Annotated in this window: 14 protein-coding genes and 3 pseudogenes; all 17 read left to right on the top strand. The window is 66.1% G+C overall.

The window, feature by feature from the left end:
* The first annotated feature begins 182 nt into the window (after positions 1 to 182).
* The 17 genes and pseudogenes from ABZW96_RS25105 to ABZW96_RS25025 all read left to right on the top strand — a co-directional run bounded on the left by ABZW96_RS25105 (position 183) and on the right by ABZW96_RS25025 (position 15910).
* Positions 183 to 685 (top strand): annotated as a pseudogene (locus ABZW96_RS25105) (general stress protein).
* A gap of 3 nt (positions 686 to 688) precedes the next feature.
* Positions 689 to 2572, top strand: a complete 1884-nt coding sequence (gene dnaK, locus ABZW96_RS25100) for a molecular chaperone DnaK (protein ID WP_355078073.1) — start codon at positions 689 to 691, stop codon at positions 2570 to 2572.
* 8 nt (positions 2573 to 2580) lie between these two features.
* Entirely contained in the window at positions 2581 to 3108 is a 528-nt protein-coding gene (locus ABZW96_RS25095) for a nucleotide exchange factor GrpE (RefSeq protein WP_355078072.1), read from the top strand.
* Between the two features lie 6 nt (positions 3109 to 3114).
* Positions 3115 to 4020: a J domain-containing protein gene (locus ABZW96_RS25090; protein WP_355078071.1), complete on the top strand. Its 906-nt coding sequence runs from the start codon at positions 3115 to 3117 to the stop codon at positions 4018 to 4020.
* A pseudogene (locus tag ABZW96_RS25085) lies at positions 4017 to 4345 on the top strand (chaperone modulator CbpM). Before ABZW96_RS25090 ends, ABZW96_RS25085 begins: the two are co-directional and overlap by 4 nt.
* Positions 4327 to 6960 (top strand): ATP-dependent chaperone ClpB, encoded by a 2634-nt coding sequence (clpB, locus tag ABZW96_RS25080; protein ID WP_355078070.1) that lies wholly within the window; start codon positions 4327 to 4329, stop codon positions 6958 to 6960. The pseudogene ABZW96_RS25085 and the gene clpB overlap by 19 nt, the downstream one beginning before the upstream one ends.
* Before the next feature lie 14 nt (positions 6961 to 6974).
* Entirely contained in the window at positions 6975 to 7427 is a 453-nt protein-coding gene (gene trxA / locus ABZW96_RS25075; RefSeq protein ID WP_355078069.1) for a thioredoxin, read from the top strand.
* Complete coding sequence (locus ABZW96_RS25070) at positions 7424 to 7690, top strand: UBP-type zinc finger domain-containing protein (RefSeq protein WP_355078068.1); 267 nt, start codon at positions 7424 to 7426, stop codon at positions 7688 to 7690. The genes trxA and ABZW96_RS25070 overlap by 4 nt, the downstream gene beginning before the upstream one ends.
* Complete coding sequence (locus ABZW96_RS25065; protein ID WP_355078067.1) at positions 7668 to 9392, top strand: FAD-dependent oxidoreductase; 1725 nt, start codon at positions 7668 to 7670, stop codon at positions 9390 to 9392. Before ABZW96_RS25070 ends, ABZW96_RS25065 begins: the two co-directional genes overlap by 23 nt.
* Positions 9393 to 9405: 13 nt before the next feature.
* Positions 9406 to 9846, top strand: a complete 441-nt coding sequence (locus tag ABZW96_RS25060) for a DUF1931 family protein (RefSeq protein WP_355078196.1) — start codon at positions 9406 to 9408, stop codon at positions 9844 to 9846.
* A 594-nt stretch (positions 9847 to 10440) separates the two neighbouring features.
* A complete protein-coding gene (locus ABZW96_RS25055) occupies positions 10441 to 11076 on the top strand; it encodes a hypothetical protein (RefSeq protein WP_355078066.1) in 636 nt (211 codons plus the stop codon).
* A 183-nt stretch (positions 11077 to 11259) separates the two neighbouring features.
* Positions 11260 to 11922, top strand: coding sequence for a YcnI family protein (locus ABZW96_RS25050; protein ID WP_355078065.1), 663 nt, complete (start codon positions 11260 to 11262; stop codon positions 11920 to 11922).
* Between the two features lie 180 nt (positions 11923 to 12102).
* The gene (locus ABZW96_RS25045; protein WP_355078064.1) at positions 12103 to 12603 is read left to right on the top strand and encodes a hypothetical protein; all 501 of its coding nucleotides are present in this window, start codon (positions 12103 to 12105) and stop codon (positions 12601 to 12603) included.
* A 391-nt stretch (positions 12604 to 12994) separates the two neighbouring features.
* Positions 12995 to 13528, top strand: a pseudogene (sigC, locus tag ABZW96_RS25040) (RNA polymerase sigma factor SigC); the annotation flags it as partial.
* 125 nt (positions 13529 to 13653) lie between these two features.
* Positions 13654 to 14292, top strand: a complete 639-nt coding sequence (locus ABZW96_RS25035; protein WP_355078063.1) for an ABC transporter ATP-binding protein — start codon at positions 13654 to 13656, stop codon at positions 14290 to 14292.
* Positions 14289 to 15131, top strand: a complete 843-nt coding sequence (locus tag ABZW96_RS25030) for a metal ABC transporter permease (protein ID WP_355078062.1) — start codon at positions 14289 to 14291, stop codon at positions 15129 to 15131. Before ABZW96_RS25035 ends, ABZW96_RS25030 begins: the two co-directional genes overlap by 4 nt.
* 8 nt (positions 15132 to 15139) lie before the next feature.
* On the top strand, positions 15140 to 15910 hold the full coding sequence (locus ABZW96_RS25025) for a zinc ABC transporter substrate-binding protein (protein ID WP_355078061.1): 771 nt from the start codon (positions 15140 to 15142) through the stop codon (positions 15908 to 15910).
* Positions 15911 to 16030: the final 120 nt, after the last annotated feature.

Below are 16030 nucleotides of genomic sequence, written 5' to 3'. Positions count from 1 at the left end.
CTCCTATGCCCCAGCCGGGGTGTGGACGCCACCGCCTCCCGTTCTGTCGACGCCTACAGGCGGATGAAGAACTTTCAGCGGTTGAGCCGTCCGTGAGTTCAAGCGGTTGACCGACCGGCCAGACGCCGAACTGGTTCACGCAGGCTCGGCGAACACCGAATCATCGACGCCCAGGGGGCGTGATGTCAGAGTCCGATCGCGGAACCTCGCCGATACGTCCGAACCAACCTGCGCGCCAGGTAATGGCAACATTCGACGACTACGCCGACGCTGAAAGCGCCGTCGACTACCTCTCCGACCAGCATTCAACAGTCGACGAACTGGCCGTCGTCGGACGCGACATCGAGCTGGTCGAGCAGGTCGTCGGCCGATTGAACTACGGCCGGGCCGCTCTGCGAGGCGCCGCCGCGGGTGCGCTGACGGCGCACTGTTCGGCTGAATCTTCGGACTACTCGACTGGGTCCAGCCGTTGCTCACCGGCCTCGTGCTCGCCTGCTACGGCCTGGTGTTCGGCGCTGTTGTCGGCGTCCTGCTCGGCCTATTCATGCACGCGCTGCGGGGCGGTCGGCGCGACTTCACCTCAATCCAGTCATTACAACCACGTCACTACGAAGTCCTTGCCGACGTCGAGGTCACGGACGAAGCCGTTCGCCTGCTCACCGGCCGGACCGATCGAAAGGAATGAGTCATGGCGACCGCTGTAGGTATCGACCTGGGCACCACGAACTCGGTCATCGCAAGCTGGCAAGGCGGCGAGCCGGGGGTGATCTCCAATGCCGAGGGAGCGCGGACGACGCCGTCGGTGGTGGCCTTCACCGAGAGCGGGGAGCGGCTGGTGGGTCAGCTCGCCCGACGGCAGGCGATCTTGAATCCGAAGGGCACAATTTACTCCGCGAAACGCTTCATCGGACGTCACTACGACGAGGTCTCCGAGGAGGCCAAAGCGGTCAGTTTCGACGTCGTGCCGGGCGACAACGGTGAGGCTCGCTTCGACGTGCGGGGCAAGAAGTACGCGCCGGAGGAGATCAGTGCCCTCGTGCTGCGCAAGCTCGTCGACGACGCGAGCAAGTTCCTCGGTGAGAAGGTCAAAGAAGCGGTCATCACCGTTCCCGCGTACTTCAACGACGCACAGCGCAACGCCACCAAGGACGCCGGCCGGATCGCGGGCCTCGAGGTTTTGCGAATCATCAACGAGCCGACCGCCGCGGCACTGGCATACGGCATGGACAAGCAGACCCACGAGACCGTACTGGTCTTCGACCTCGGCGGCGGCACCTTCGATGTGAGCCTGCTCGACGTCGGCGAGGGAGTGGTCGAGGTTCGTGCCACGGCCGGCGACTCCCATCTCGGCGGCGACGACTTCGACCGACGTCTGGTGGACTACCTCGCCGACGAGTTCCAACGGGCGGAGAACATCGATCTGCGCAAGGACGCCCAGGCGTTGCAGCGACTCTTCGAGGCAGCAGAGAAAGCCAAGGTCGAGCTGTCCTCGGTGACACAGGCCCAGGTCAACCTGCCCTTCGTCACCGCTGACGCGAACGGTCCCAAGCACCTCACCACCACGATCATGCGATCGAAGTTCGAGGATCTGACGGCGGATCTGGTGGAACGCTGCCTCGGCCCGGTGAAGCAGGCGATGAGTGACGCCAAGGTCACCGCCAACGACATCGACGAGGTGATTCTGGTCGGTGGTTCGACACGTATTCCGGCGGTGCAGGCGCTGGTTCGCCGGCTCACCGGCGGCAAGGACCCCAACATGAGCGTCAACCCGGACGAGGTCGTGGCGCTCGGTGCCGCAGTCCAGGCGGGCGTGCTCAAGGGCGAGGTCTCCGATGTGCTGTTGCTCGATGTCACCCCGCTGTCCCTCGGCGTCGAGACCCAGGGCGGGGTGATGACCAAGATCATCGAGCGCAACACGACGATCCCGGTCCGGCGCAGTGAAGTGTTCGCCACCGCGGAAGACAATCAGCCCGCAGTGGATGTCGTGGTCCTGCAGGGCGAACGCGAACGCGCCGCCGACAACCGGGTGCTCGGTCGGTTCCGGCTGGAAGGCATTCGCCCGGCACCCCGTGGCGAGGCCCAAGTCGAAGTCACGTTCGACATCGACGCCAACGGCATCCTCCACGTCACCGCCCGCGACAAGGACACCGGTAAGGAGCAGAGCATCACGATCAGTGAGCAGAGCAACCTCGACCAGAGTGAGGTAGAGCGCATGCTCGCGGAGGCCGAACGGAACCGGGCCGAGGACGAGGCGCTGCGAAAGGCGGTCGACGCGCGCAACGCGCTGGATTCGGTTGCCTATCAAGTGGAACGGCGACTCGCCGAACTCGGTGACAGTGCTCCACCGCACGACAAGGCACGCGCCGAGATGCTGATCGCCGACGCCAGGAAAGCCGTGGAAGACAATGCTCCCCCCGCCGAGGTAGAGCCACTCACCTCCGAGTTGCAGCAGCTGCTCTACGGGCTCGCACCGGTCCAGTCCGGCGGCGGAGACGGACACCGGGCAGGCGGCGGAGAAGCGGCGTCGTCGGATGACGACGACGTGATCGACGCCGAATTCGATCGAAGCTGAGGCACACGATGGAAAGGTCCGCAGATCATTCGACGACCGAGTCGGCTACCGAGTCGGCTACCGACGGGGATCAGACCGAGACGGCGCCGGATCGCACCGACACGGGGGCCGAGCTGGCTCAACTCGAGGACCGCTGGCGCAGGGCCCTTGCAGATCTGGACAACCTGCGCAAGCGGTTTGCCAAGGATCTGGACCGTGCCCGCGCCGCGGAGGTGGCGAAGGTATCCGCTGCGTGGCTCCCGGTGCTGGACAATTTGGAACTCGCGCTGGCCCATGCGGGCAGCGATCCCCAGGCCGTCGTCGAGGGCGTGAAGGCGATCCGAGACCAAGCGGTGCAGGTGCTGGCGCAGTTCGGCTTCGAGCGCCACGACGAGGTCGGTGTGCCGTTCTCCCCGGAGCTACACGAAGTGGTCAGCGTGGTGGCCCAACCGGACGTTCCCTCCGGGACCGTGATCGAGGTCTTGCGCCCGGGCTATGGAGAGGACGGTCGGCAGTTGCGTCCCGCCTCGGTGGTCGTCAGCCGACCCGAGGGGTGAGCACCGATGGCGCGTGACTACTACGACGTCCTCGGTGTCCCGCGCGGCGCAGGCACCGACGAAATCCAGCAGGCGTACCGCAAGCTGGCGCGCAAGTATCACCCCGACGTGAACAAGGACCCCACTGCGGAGGACAAGTTCAAGGAGGCCAACGAGGCCTACCAGGTGTTGTCCGACCCGGACACCCGGAAACGTTACGACCGATTCGGTGAGGACTTCCGGCGTGTGCCCGAGGACTACGACGAACGGGTCCGGGCCGGCGCCGGTGGGTACGGCGGCGGGGGCAGAAGGGTGCACTTCGGTCGAGGTTTCGGTGGCGAGGGCGCCGTCGACTTCGAGGACCTCTTCGGGCAGATGTTCGGCGGCGCCGGCGGATACGGGCCGATTCCCGGGGCCGACCAGGAAGCGGAACTGGAACTGACTCTGGAACAGGCGTATCGGGGCGGCAAACGCACACTCAGACTGGACGGACGCCAGTACGACGTCGACATTCCCGCCGGTGTCCTGGACGGCCAGCGAATCCGGCTGGCCGGGCAAGGCGGGCGGAGCAACGGTGACGCGCCGCCCGGGGATCTGTACCTCGTGGTGCGCATCAAGCCGCATTCCCGCTTCCGGATACAGGGTCGCGACATCTACGTGGACCTGCCCGTATCGCCATGGGAGGCGGTGCTCGGGTCGACCGTCGTCGTTCCCACCCCGGGTGGCGAGGCGAAAGTCAAAGTGGTACCGGGCTCGTCGACGGGAAGGAAGCTGCGGCTGCGCGGAGAAGGAATGCCCAATCCGCGTGGCCCCAACGGCAACCTCTACGCCGAGATCAAGGTGATGGTGCCGTCGAAACCGACAGCACGCGAACGTGAGCTGTTCGAGCAGTTGGCCACCGAATCGAACTTCGATCCGAGGAAAGAGACATGAGCACCCCGACCCCGGTCACCCGGTACGTATTGGTTCGCCGTCCCGGATTGTCGCCAGATGCCTTCGCCGAACGTACCGGGTTGCACCCGGACCTGGCACGAAGGCTTGTGGCGCTCGGCCTGCTCGACGCCCACCGAGACGCCGGCGGCGAGATGTCGTTCCAACCATCCGAAGTGGCCCACGCCGCCCGCATCCAACGGCTGCGGACCGGTCTGGGCCTGAACTACTCGGCCATCGGGCTCGTACTCGATCTGCTGGATCGAATCGAGAAACTCGAAGCAGCTTCCCGCGGAAGGAGGGCACCCCATGGACACCGGCAGCCTGACTGAAAAGTCACGAGAAGCCCTGCAGGAAGCCCAGAATGTAGCGACCAGAATGGGTCACACCGAGGTCGACGGAGAGCACCTGCTGCTCGCGTTGGTCGATCAGCGGGAAGGGCTGGTACCCCGACTGCTCGAGCAGGCCGGCGCCAACGTCGATGCCCTGCGATCCGATCTGGAACGTGAACTGTCGCATAGGCCGAAGGTCAGCGGCCCCGGCGCGACGCCCGGACAGGTGATGATCACCCAGCGCCTGGCCAGGCTGCTCGACGCCGCGGAACGGGAGGCGAAGCGACTCAAGGATTCCTACGTGTCGGTGGAGCATCTCGTGATGGCCCTCTCCGAGGAGGGGTCGGCCACTGCGGCAGGCAGGGTCCTCGCCAGTCATGGGGTCACGCGAGAGTCCTTCCTCACCGTATTGACCAAAGTGCGCGGCCATCAGCGCGTCACATCGGCGACCCCGGAAGGGGCGTACGAGGCGCTGGAGAAGTACGGACGCGATCTCGTCTCCGAGGCCCGGGTCGGCAATCTCGATCCGGTCATCGGCCGAGATGCCGAGATCCGCAGGGTAACGCAGATCCTGAGCCGGAAGACGAAGAACAATCCGGTGCTGATCGGCGACCCCGGCGTCGGTAAGACCGCGATCGTCGAGGGCCTCGCCCAGCGGATCGTCCGCGGCGACGTGCCCGAGGGCCTGCGCGACAAGACGATCTTCTCGCTCGACATGGGTTCCCTGGTGGCCGGCGCGAAGTACCGCGGCGAGTTCGAGGAGCGACTGCAGGCGGTGCTGTCGGAGGTGAAGGCGGCAGAGGGGCGCATCCTATTGTTCGTCGACGAGCTACATACCGTTGTGGGCGCGGGATCAGTCGGCGGCGACGGGTCTCTCGACGCAGGCAACATGCTCAAGCCGATGCTCGCCCGCGGCGAACTACACATGATCGGCGCCACCACTCTCGACGAATATCGCAAACACATCGAATCCGATGCGGCACTGGAGCGTCGCTTCCAGACCGTTCTCGTCGACGAGCCCAGTGTCGAGGATGCGATCTCGATACTGCGCGGACTTCGGGAACGCCTCGAGGTGTTTCACGGCGTGAAGATCAAGGACGGCGCCCTGGTCGCCGCCGTGACCCTCTCGCACCGGTACATCACCGACCGCTTCCTTCCGGACAAGGCGATCGACCTGGTCGATGAGGCATGCGCTCGGCAGCGCACCGAAATCGACTCCATGCCCGCCGAACTCGACGAGCTCACCCGGAAAGTGACCCGGCTGGAGATCGAAGAGGCCGCGCTGTCCAAAGAAACGGACGCGGCCAGCAAGGCGCGCCTCGAAGAGCTGCGCAAGGAGCTGGCCGACCTACGGGCCGAGGCCGACGCCAGGCACGCTCAGTGGGAGGCCGAGCGGCAGGCGATCCGGCGGGTGCAGGAGCTGCGGGGAGAGCTGGAACGGTTGCGCCACGAGGCCGAGGAGGCCGAGCGCAACTACGACCTCAACCGGGCCGCCGAGTTGCGATACGGCGAGATCACCGAGCTGGAACGCAGACTCAGGGCGGCGGAGGAGCAACTGGCCACCAGGCAGGGCCGGAATCCGTTGCTGCGTGAGGTGGTCACCGAAGACGAGATCGCAGAGATCGTGGCCGCATGGACGGGTATCCCGGTCGCCCGGCTGCAGGAAGGCGAGCGGGAGAAGCTGTTGAAGCTCGACGAGATTTTGCACGAGAGGGTCGTCGGTCAGGACGAGGCGGTGCAACTGGTCGCAGACGCGGTGATCCGGGCGAGGTCGGGTATCCGTGACCCACGCCGGCCGATCGGTTCGTTCATCTTCCTGGGCCCGACGGGCGTGGGAAAGACCGAGCTCGCAAAGACGCTGGCCAGTGCCCTCTTCGACAGCGAAGACAACATGGTGCGCCTGGACATGAGCGAGTACCAAGAGCGGCACACGGTGAGCAGGCTCATCGGTGCGCCCCCCGGGTACGTCGGCTACGACGAGGGCGGCCAGCTCACCGAGGCGGTACGCCGCAAGCCGTACTCCGTGGTGCTCTTCGACGAGATCGAGAAGGCCCACGCCGACGTCTTCAATACCCTGCTGCAGGTGCTCGACGACGGCCGGATCACCGATTCTCAGGGCAGGCAGGTCGATTTCCGGAACACGGTGATCATCATGACCTCCAACATCGGATCCCTGTATCTCCTCGAGGGAGTCACAGCCGACGGCGAGATCAAACCGGATGCCCGGGAGCGCGTGCTGGCCGAGCTGCGCGGGCACTTCCGTCCCGAATTCCTCAACCGGGTCGACGACATCGTGTTGTTCACCCCGCTCACGCTGCCCCAGATCGAGCACATCGTCGAGCTACAACTCACCGATCTTCGCAACAGATTGTCGCAGCGGCAAATACATCTGGATATCACGCCGGAAGCGCGCCGGCTCATCGCCGAACACGGTTTCGACCCGGTCTACGGCGCGCGGCCGCTGCGGCGGTACATCGCCCACGAGGTGGAGACGAGGATAGGTCGTGCGCTGTTGCGCGGCGAGATCGAACCGGGTGGCACCATCCGTGTCACGGTGGCCGGCGACGAGCTCGCCGTCGCGTATGCGGAACCCGCCGTCGCGGCGGCCTGAGAAGAGGTGCCGTCGTGGGATCCGAAATGGTGAAGTGCCCGAACTGCGGCAAGGTCAACAGGGTGGCGGCGGCCGGGGAAGGAAAACCGCGCTGCGGGAACTGCCACGAGCCGCTGCCCTGGATCGCCTCGGCAGGGGACGACGACTTCGCGGAGGTCGCCGAGAAATCCTCGGTGCCTGTGCTCGTCGACCTCTGGGCGACGTGGTGCGGCCCGTGCCGCATGGTCAGTCCGGCGCTCGAGCAGCTCGCCAGGGAACGCGCGGGTCGAATCAAGCTGGTGAAAATCGACGTGGACGCTGCGCCCAGGACGGCCGAACGATTCATTGTCCGCGCCGTACCGACTCTGCTGGTGATGGACCGAGGCGAGATCCTGGCTCGTCAGGCGGGCGCCGCTCCGGTACCACAACTGCGCACATGGCTCGACCAGGCGCTCTCGGAAAAAGCAGGCAAGGAGACGAAGCCATGACTTCTGTCCATGTCGACCCACACGTGACCGCGATCCGGCCCGTCGCACCCCGGACTCCGCAGGGCTGCGAGGAATGTCTTCGCCTCGGCACCCCGTGGGTACATCTGAGGCTGTGCCTGACGTGCGGACACGTCGGTTGCTGCGACTCCTCGCCGGGCAAGCACGCGAGCGCGCACGCTCACGCCATCGGCCATCCGATCGTCCAGTCGATGGAGTCAGGTGAAGATTGGCGCTGGTGTTATGTCGACCAGAACTTCGTCTGAGGGCGCCGCTCCCGTCCGCGATATTCCGCCGCTCGACGAGACTCCGGATGAGCTCGGAGGATACCCGCGGCTGACGGACGACCAGGTCGCGACACTCGAGGTCGGTGGCACGCGTCGAGCGGTTCGCCCCGGCGAGGTGCTGATCCGAGAGGGCGAACCCAGCAACGACTTCTTCGTCATCCTCTCTGGCAAGGTCGCGATCATCGACGAGGGCGACGGAGACGGCGAACGCCGGTTACTGCGCGTGCATGGTCCCGGCCGATTCCTGGGCGAGCTAGGACTGCTGGAAGGCCAGGTAGCGTTCTTCACCGCCGAGGCGATCGAGGACGGCGAGATACTCGTCGTCCCGGCCGACCGGGTGCGCGAGCTGGTTTCCCACGATCCCGTGCTCAGCGATCTCATCCTGCGCGCCTACCTGGTGCGCCGGCACCTGCTGATCGGGCTCGGTTCGGGATTTCGGATCATCGGCTCCTGCTATTCACCGGATACGTTGCGGCTTCGGCAGTTCGCCATTCGAAACCGATTGCCCCACAGGTGGATCGATGTGGAGCAGGACGAACGGGCGGAGCAGCTGCTGCGCAGCCTGGACGTCGCCCCTGAGGACACCCCCGTCGTGATCTGGCACGGCGAGAAGGTGCTGCGCAATCCCACGAATGCGGAACTCGCCCGCATCGTCGGGCTTCCGGTCCCGGACTCGGTCCACGACGCGGCCCAGGACGTGTTCGACCTCGTCGTGGTGGGTGCGGGACCGGCCGGTCTGGCCGCGTCCGTGTACGGCGCCTCGGACGGGTTGAACACGGTGACACTGGAGTCGTTCGCCGCAGGCGGCCAGGCCAGTACCTCCTCCCGGATCGAGAACTACCTCGGCTTCCCGGCAGGGATCTCCGGCGCCGAATTGGCGGAGCGAGCCGTGATCCAGGCCGGCAAGTTCGGCGCCCGAATCCTGGTGTCGGCGGAGGTGAGCGGTTTAGGGTCCGAGGACGGCCACCACGTGCTCCGGCTGGCGGACGGCGGCACGGTTCGCGGCCGGGCCGTCGTGCTCGCCACCGGGGCGCGATATCGCAAGTTGGCGGTTCCGGGAATCGAGGTGCTGGAGGGGACGAGCGTGTACTACGCCGCAACCCATCAGGAAGCGCGGATGTGCGGCACCGACCCAGTGGCCATCGTCGGCGGCGGAAACTCCGCCGGACAGGCCACCGTCTTTCTCGCGGACCGTGTCTCCCAGGTTCACCTGCTCATCCGCGGCGGTGACCTCGGAAAGAGCATGTCCCGGTACCTCGTCGACCAGATCGAACGCCATCCACGCGTGACCGTCCACCGGAATACCGAGATTCGAGAGGTCCACGGCGAGAAGTACCTCGACCGGATTGTGGTCGAGAACAATCACACGGGCGAACAGGACACCCTCCGGGTACACGCACTGTTCGTCTTCATCGGGGCGGTGCCGCACACCGGGTGGCTGGCCGACGCGATCGCACTCGACGACCACGGCTTCGTCCTCACGGGCATGGACGCGGTCTACGCCCGTGAGGACGGCAACCGGCGGACTGGCGACCGGCCGTCGAGGACGCTCGAAACAAGCCTGCCCGGCCTGTTCGCTGCCGGTGACGTCCGCACCGGCTCCGTGAAACGTGTCGCCTCCGCTGTCGGTGAGGGAGCGATGGCGGTTCGCCAAATCCATGAATACTTCGACAGGAGCTGACGACATGCCAGTGATGGGTACCGTGAAATTCCAGCAATTCTTCCGGGCAGCGGCCGGCCTGCAAGTCGACCGGAACGACGTCAAGCGCTACACGGATTTCATCGACGACAAGATCTACGATCTGATCCTCATCGGCAAGGCCTCGGCAAAGGCAAACCTGAGGGACGTGATCGAACCGTGGGACCTGCCGATCACCAAGGGACTGCAGGAGAGCATCCACCGGTTCGAGAAACTGGATGAGGAGATCGAACTACAGTCTGTGCTCGATCAACTGGCGGCCCGGCCGCCGTTGGACATGGCCCTTTCCGAGGCGACCGAGCAGCGACTGCCGCTGATTGCCGGAGGCTTGAGCGTGGCGCTGGCGCACACATTCGTCACGATCGAACCGGACCGTAAGAACCCCGGGACCGCCGAATGGAACATCGCCTTCGACATCTTCCATCTCCTGCTCTGACCACCGCCCGTGCCCGGCGAACCAGTAGACCGCCGCTGGCCGCGACGGCTCTTACTGCGAAATAGTCTGCACGGCAATGTATCCCTCGAGCGTGCGTTGGTAGAGCAAACAAACTCGCGCAGATTGAGTTCCGGGTATGTCAACCCGAGACGAGCGGTCAGCGACGGGCACCTAACCGCCACATAGAGTTGTAAGTGACCCGCCCCATCGGCGACTGGCAATCCCGCATGCTGCTACTGGATCTGCCCCGGGAACGCGACGCGGGCGGCTGTGGTAGCTCTCAGGGTGAGTATGGGCAATCTGCTGTTCAACGTGGTGTCCGTCCCCGGCGCGTTGGCCCGCTACGGTCGGTGTGGTTCACTGCGAAGTCACAGCGTGAGCGGAGCTGACCCAGAAGCTGGGGCCGTGACCGTCGGCACGGGTGACAGCGGGTCTCGGCGATCGCGCTCCTCCTGCCGGTATGTGTTGTGCGTCATATCAGGAACTGGTTCGACAACTTCTCCGACCTTTTGTCGGCTGCGAACCCACGCTGCCACAAGGAAATCGAGAGTTGAGACGACAGTGATGTTTCGTAAGGGCGCTGCGGTGGCCGCCATGGCTATCTCGGCTTTGTGTATCTCGGCGGGAACCGCGACGGCGGATCCCACGCAGGAGACTCCGGATGTCCATTTCCAGGCCAACGTGGTCGACCGCTCGGTTGTGCTCACCGTGGATGCCGGGGCGCTCACCGTCAGCGATGACCATCTGCAGTTCATCGATCGGAGCGGAACGTCCGTCGCGACTCTTCCGCTGACCTACGTCCACGGTGGCAGCGCGATGCCGATCGCCGCGCAGCTGGACGGCGATACGGTCACGCTGACCCCGAGCGCCGACCCCGCCGACGCGCGCCCGATCAGCGCGGCGACAGCTCAGGAGATCGATGCACTGTCTCATCCGAATTACAACGCGGCCCTCGGCAACTTCAGCATGTCGATGATGGCTGCGGCGACTGTCGGGAGCCTGCTGGGTAGTGCGATCGGCGGCGGCATCGGCTGCGTCGCCGGCGGCATCGTCGGTGGAGCGACCGGGGGTGTGGTGTCGATCGGTCTGCTCGCGGTTCCGGCGGCGATCGGCGGTTGCCTCATCACCGGCGCCGCACTGGCAGGCATGGGCGCGGTCGCGGGCACCGTAATCGTCGGCGTCCCGGCGTTGATCGCAGCCGGTATCCAGTTCTGGAACGACACCCACTGAGCAGTCGGTAGGTCCGGAAGTCGTGGTCGGGTGCCGGACCCTCCACGACGCCGAGCTCGCGGTGCGCCGTCTTCGCCACGACGGCGCTCACGGCAGATGCGCGGTTCTGCCGCAGTTGTGGCATATCGTCGTCGGCGAGCATCTGTTGCGTTCGTTTTCTCACCGTGAGGAGAGGTCTCGACGATGAACAGTTCTTGGTTGGTGCGTGCGGCGTCGGCAGGCGCTGCCGCGGCCTTCGTGACGACTGTGGGGGCCGCCCCCGCGCTTGCGCACATCACTGTCTCTGGGCCTGACGCGTCTCGCGGCGGGTCGGGGGTCCTGGTTTTCCGGGTGCCGAATGAATCGGGCACTGGTAGCCCCACGGTCGAAGTCGCGGTGCAGCTTCCGGGGGTGACGGCGGCGGATACCGAAGCCGCTCCGGGATGGAAAGCGGTAGTGCGGAAAGACTCTGCGCGGAACGTCACCGACATCACCTGGACGGCTGATGCCGGGGGTGGCATCGGGCCGAGTCAGTTCGGGCAGTTCTCCGTGCTGGCGAACGGGTTGCCGGACACCGAGACGGTGACGATCCCCGCGGTGCAGACCTACGCGGATGGTCAAGTCGTGCGCTGGGACCAGAAGGCGGACGGTGATGGGTCCGAGCCGGAGCGTCCAGCTCCTTCGCTGACGTTGGCCGCCAAGCATTCCGGTGGCGCCGACAACCATGGTGACATCCAGTCGGCGTCCTCCAGTTCTGGTTCGTCGAGCGATACGACCGCGCGCTGGCTCGGCGGGATCGGCATTGTGCTGGGCGCCCTGGGCCTGCTTGTGGCACTCGGTATGGGAGTGGCTCGTCGCAGGTCCTGATCATGCTCGGCCGCTTGATGATCGGCTCGTCGGTTTCGCAGCCTGCGGCGAGGCCGTGATCGAAACCCCGCGGGACAGTGCCGGCATATGAGTGTCATGATGGACGGCGTTATGAACACTGTGCCCGCGCCCCGGAACGCGCGGGCGGCACGTGCCATCGTGTTCGCGGGAATCGCGGTGTTGTTGTCGGCGCTGGGGCATGGGGCCTCGGCGGGGCACAGCGTGTCGGTGTCGGCTTTCATCGTGGCGTTTGCCGCGACGGGTTCGATGGCGTGGGCGCTGGCCGATCGTCAGCGTGGCTTCTTCGCCATCGGCGGTGGGCTTGCGGTGATGCAGGCGGGCTTGCACGTGTGGTTCGGCATGTCATCGATGTCGGCCGCTCACGCCGCTTCCCAAACCATTGATCCGCACAGTGATGCGGGCATGTTCGCTGCGCACGCGGCGGCCGCGCTGGTGTGCGCGGTGTGGCTGTGGCGCGGGGAACTCGCCTTCTTCGCGCTACTGGCGACGCTGTATACACGGATTCTGGCGCCTCTGCTTCTGGTTCTGGTGCATCCGTCGGTCGACAGCGAGCCCCGAACCGTGGTGGAAGCCGACCATCGCATCGAGACGCTGCGCGCGGGCGTGCTGCGTCATGTGATGGCGCGGCGTGGGCCTCCGGTGGGCGCGGTTCGGTTCTGAGAGTTCGCCATCGGAGGCAGTCACGCCTTGTGCTGCCGGTGGAGGCAGTGCTGCCCGGCCGATCGTCGATCGGCGCGATTCGGCGCTGCCGGTATTCCGGGGGCGAACGTAGCCGCTCGTGTCATCGATGCGCGTGAGCAAGCCGTCAGGGTCTGCCGCGACGCCGGTGCGCACACCCGGCCCCCGTCCAGCGGCAGTCGGTCCTCTACGCCGGTGTGCGCACTGTGCGAGTCCGGCTGCCGGTCTCTCCGCACCGCCGAATGGTGGTGTCGCGAACAGAAATTGTGCGAATGTTTTCTCCTTCTCCGCTGTCGGCTGCCTGCCGCGGCGACGGTCCTTCTCCTCGATCGGCTCTAAGCGCTGGGCGCTTTCTCGTGTGCCGGATGCGTCGATGTGGAGGCCGCGGATGTCCGACGAACTCCTGACCGCGCTGGCGTTGTCGGCCGGTGCCGGCAATCGAAAGGCGTTGGAGCAGTTCATCCAATCGACGCAGCGCGATGTGTGGCGTTTCGTCGCGCACCTGACCGATGTCCAATCCGCTGACGACCTGACACAGGAGACGTTCTTGCGGGCCATGGGCAGTCTGCCGCGGTTCGCCGGGAATTCGACCGCACGAACCTGGCTGCTGTCGATCGCTCGCCGCGTGGTGGTGGACCGGTTCCGCAGTGTCGCCGCTCGTCCGAAGACGACTCAGGTGCCGGAATGGTCGCAGATTCTCGAGCAGCGGCCTGATCGGCGTACGCCGGATTTCGCCGAGGAGGTGGCGTTGAACGACCTGCTGTGCAGTCTGCCGCAAGAGCGGCGCGAGGCGTTCGTGTTGACCCAGGTCTTGGGTATGTCCTATGCCGAGGCGGCGCAGACGGTGGGTTGTCCGGTCGGCACGATTCGTTCTCGGGTGGCCCGTGCCCGCGAAACCCTCGTCTCGGTGGTGCGGGGGATCGACGGGTCCGCCGCCGACGGTGATCATGTCGCGGAACCGATAGGCGTGGTGGTGCGACTACTTCCGGGCACACCGGTCGGCGTGCGGGTGACGGCCGGTAAGGAGGTGGGATGATGGCGGGGCTGAACCTGCGCTTGCGGGGGGTGTCGTGCCGGCACGGACGTGTCGACGTGGTCAGTGATGTCGACCTCGACATTTCTGCCGGTCAACGGGTCGCATTGACCGGTACCAATGGCTCGGGCAAGACGACGCTGCTGCGCGCGGTGATCGGCCTGCACGCGGCTGTGCGGGGCGAGATCTCCGTGGGAGGCCGTGGTGGCCGCACATCGGCGGACTATGCGTGGCGGCGGCGGGTGTGCGGGTGGATTCCCCAGCGGCCCGCGGCGGGCCGATTTCCGCTGCTGGCCGGTGAGCTCTTGGCCAGCAGCGGAGACGTCCGTCAGGCGCAGGCGATGGCGACACGGCTGGGTGTGGGCGAGCTGCTCGGCCGACCACTCGACACGCTCTCGGGTGGGCAACTGCAGCGTATGCACCTGGCCCGCGCGGCGGGGTGCGTGGCAGCTGGTGCGAGCGTCGTTCTGGCCGACGAACCCACGGCCGCGTTGGATTTCGCTGGTCAGGAGGAGGCCGCCGACGTACTGACGGAGCTGCCTGTCACCCTCGTCGTGGTCACCCATGACCGCGCCATGGCGCGGCGTTGCGACCGAGTGCTGGAGATGGCCGCAGGCCGACTGCGGGAGTTGTCGTGAACGGGCCTGCGCAGCTGTTCGATCTGCTCGGAATGGGGTCGGTGCAGCGCGCCGGGGTGGCGCTATTGGTGGGCTCGATCGGGCTGCCGGTGGTCGGTGTGGCCATCGTGGGGCTGGATATCATCCCGGTCCGGTTCGCGATGATGCACGTCGCGCTGCTGGGCGCCGCGGTCGGCATGCTGACCGGATGGGATCCGGCGTTGTGTGGTCTGCTCGCGTGTGCGGTGGCCGGGGCGGGGATCACTCCGCTGGCGCGCACGCCGGAAACGCTCTCCGGTGCAATGGGTTTGCTGATGAGTTCGGCCGTCGCGGCAGCGCTGCTGGTGCTTGCGGTGGCCGGAGTGAACGCTTCGGCGGCGTTTTCGCTGCTGTGGGGTTCGATTCTCGCGGTCCGGGTCCAGGACGTCGTCGTGTTGGCGGTGCTCGCGGTAGTGGTGCCTGCGCTGTTCTGGTGGCGAAGACGTGATTTGGCGCTGCTGTTGCACGATCGCGAGCTGGCGTTGGTTTCCGGTGTGGCGGTGGGGCGGCTCACGCTGATTCTGCTGGTGCTGATCGCGGTTGCGGTGGCCGGAGCGATCCGGCTGACCGGTGCGCTGCTCGTGGATGCGCTCACCTTGCTGCCGGCTTTGGCCGCGCGGCGGTTGGGCCGCTCGCTGATTTCGATCATCGTCTGGGCTGTCGGTATCGGCGTTGCGGTGAATTCCGTGGGATTCGTGCTGGCGCTGGCCTTCGATCTTCCTCCTGGGCCGGTGCTGGTCCTCACCGCGGGGGCAGTCGCCTTCGCGGCCCATCTGATTCCTGAACGGAGAACATTCTCATGGCACGCTTTCGACCATTGACCGCCGGTATGAGCCTGACGACTGTGGTCGCGGCAACCGTGCTGCTGAGCGGGTGTTCCAGCTCCGAAAGCGAACAGCACGACCACCATGGACACACCCACCCGGTCGTCGTGGCGACCACCACCTGGGAGGCTGCGTTCGCCGAAGCCGCAGGCGCGGCGGACGTGAAAGTCATTGTTCCGCCGTCGGTTCACCATGCTCCGGACTACGATCCCAAACCGTCGGATCTGACCGCGGTGGCGGAAGCGGATTTCGTGCTCTACGCGCCGTTCGAGCCGTTCGCGGCCAAAATCAAGGAAGCCGCGGGATCGAAGGCCGAATTGATCGAAGTCGATCTGGACAACTCCGCGGCCAAGGTGAAAGCCCAAGTGCAGGCGCTGGGCGAGCGCTTCGGCACCACCGCGGCGGCGCAGGCGTGGACCGCGACGTTCAGCACCGAGTACGACAAGCTCGGCGGGGACGTCCGCTCGGCTTGGCCGGGTGGAAGGCAGCCGACGGTCATCGCCCAGGTGTTCTCGACGTGGGCGGCCGAGCTGGCAGGTGCGCAGATTGTGGGCACCTATGGTCCTGAACCCGTGACGCCCGGTCAGTTGGCGGAGTTGAGTGCGAAGAAGCCGCAGTTCGTGCTCGACAACGCGCACATGTCCACCGGCGCCGTGCTGCCGGACTCGGGCGTCGAACAGGTATCGATCGTGAACTATCCCGAGCAGGGCCAGGATCTTCTGTCCGTCTATCGGGGTGCGGCAACCGCGTTGAAGAAGGCGCTGTCCGGGTCCTGACCAGGCGGATCGTGAGGCGGGGCAGCCGTTTCCACGGCTGGTCGCGGGTTTCGGGGCTGCGACGGGAATGCACGCATGGGCCGCGTCCTGTGTGGCGGTCGACGTCGTCGTCGCCAGAGG

It is taken from the genome of Nocardia sp. NPDC004168 (genome assembly GCF_040610355.1).
GTDB lineage: Bacteria > Actinomycetota > Actinomycetes > Mycobacteriales > Mycobacteriaceae > Nocardia > Nocardia sichangensis.
This window is presented reverse-complemented; position numbering and strand designations above follow the sequence as displayed.

Excerpts from the sequence above, each read along its gene's own strand:
- dnaK (WP_355078073.1), top strand. The coding sequence starts at position 689 with ATGGCGACCGCTGTAGGTATCGACCTGGGCACCACGAACTCGGTCATC.
- ABZW96_RS25095 (WP_355078072.1), top strand. The coding sequence starts at position 2,581 with ATGGAAAGGTCCGCAGATCATTCGACGACCGAGTCGGCTACCGAGTCG.
- ABZW96_RS25090 (WP_355078071.1), top strand. The coding sequence starts at position 3,115 with ATGGCGCGTGACTACTACGACGTCCTCGGTGTCCCGCGCGGCGCAGGC.
- clpB (WP_355078070.1), top strand. The coding sequence starts at position 4,327 with ATGGACACCGGCAGCCTGACTGAAAAGTCACGAGAAGCCCTGCAGGAA.
- ABZW96_RS25070 (WP_355078068.1), top strand. The coding sequence starts at position 7,424 with ATGACTTCTGTCCATGTCGACCCACACGTGACCGCGATCCGGCCCGTC.
- ABZW96_RS25065 (WP_355078067.1), top strand. The coding sequence starts at position 7,668 with ATGTCGACCAGAACTTCGTCTGAGGGCGCCGCTCCCGTCCGCGATATT.
- ABZW96_RS25060 (WP_355078196.1), top strand. The coding sequence starts at position 9,406 with ATGGGTACCGTGAAATTCCAGCAATTCTTCCGGGCAGCGGCCGGCCTG.
- ABZW96_RS25055 (WP_355078066.1), top strand. The coding sequence starts at position 10,441 with ATGGCTATCTCGGCTTTGTGTATCTCGGCGGGAACCGCGACGGCGGAT.
- ABZW96_RS25050 (WP_355078065.1), top strand. The coding sequence starts at position 11,260 with ATGAACAGTTCTTGGTTGGTGCGTGCGGCGTCGGCAGGCGCTGCCGCG.
- ABZW96_RS25035 (WP_355078063.1), top strand. The coding sequence starts at position 13,654 with ATGATGGCGGGGCTGAACCTGCGCTTGCGGGGGGTGTCGTGCCGGCAC.
- ABZW96_RS25025 (WP_355078061.1), top strand. The coding sequence starts at position 15,140 with ATGAGCCTGACGACTGTGGTCGCGGCAACCGTGCTGCTGAGCGGGTGT.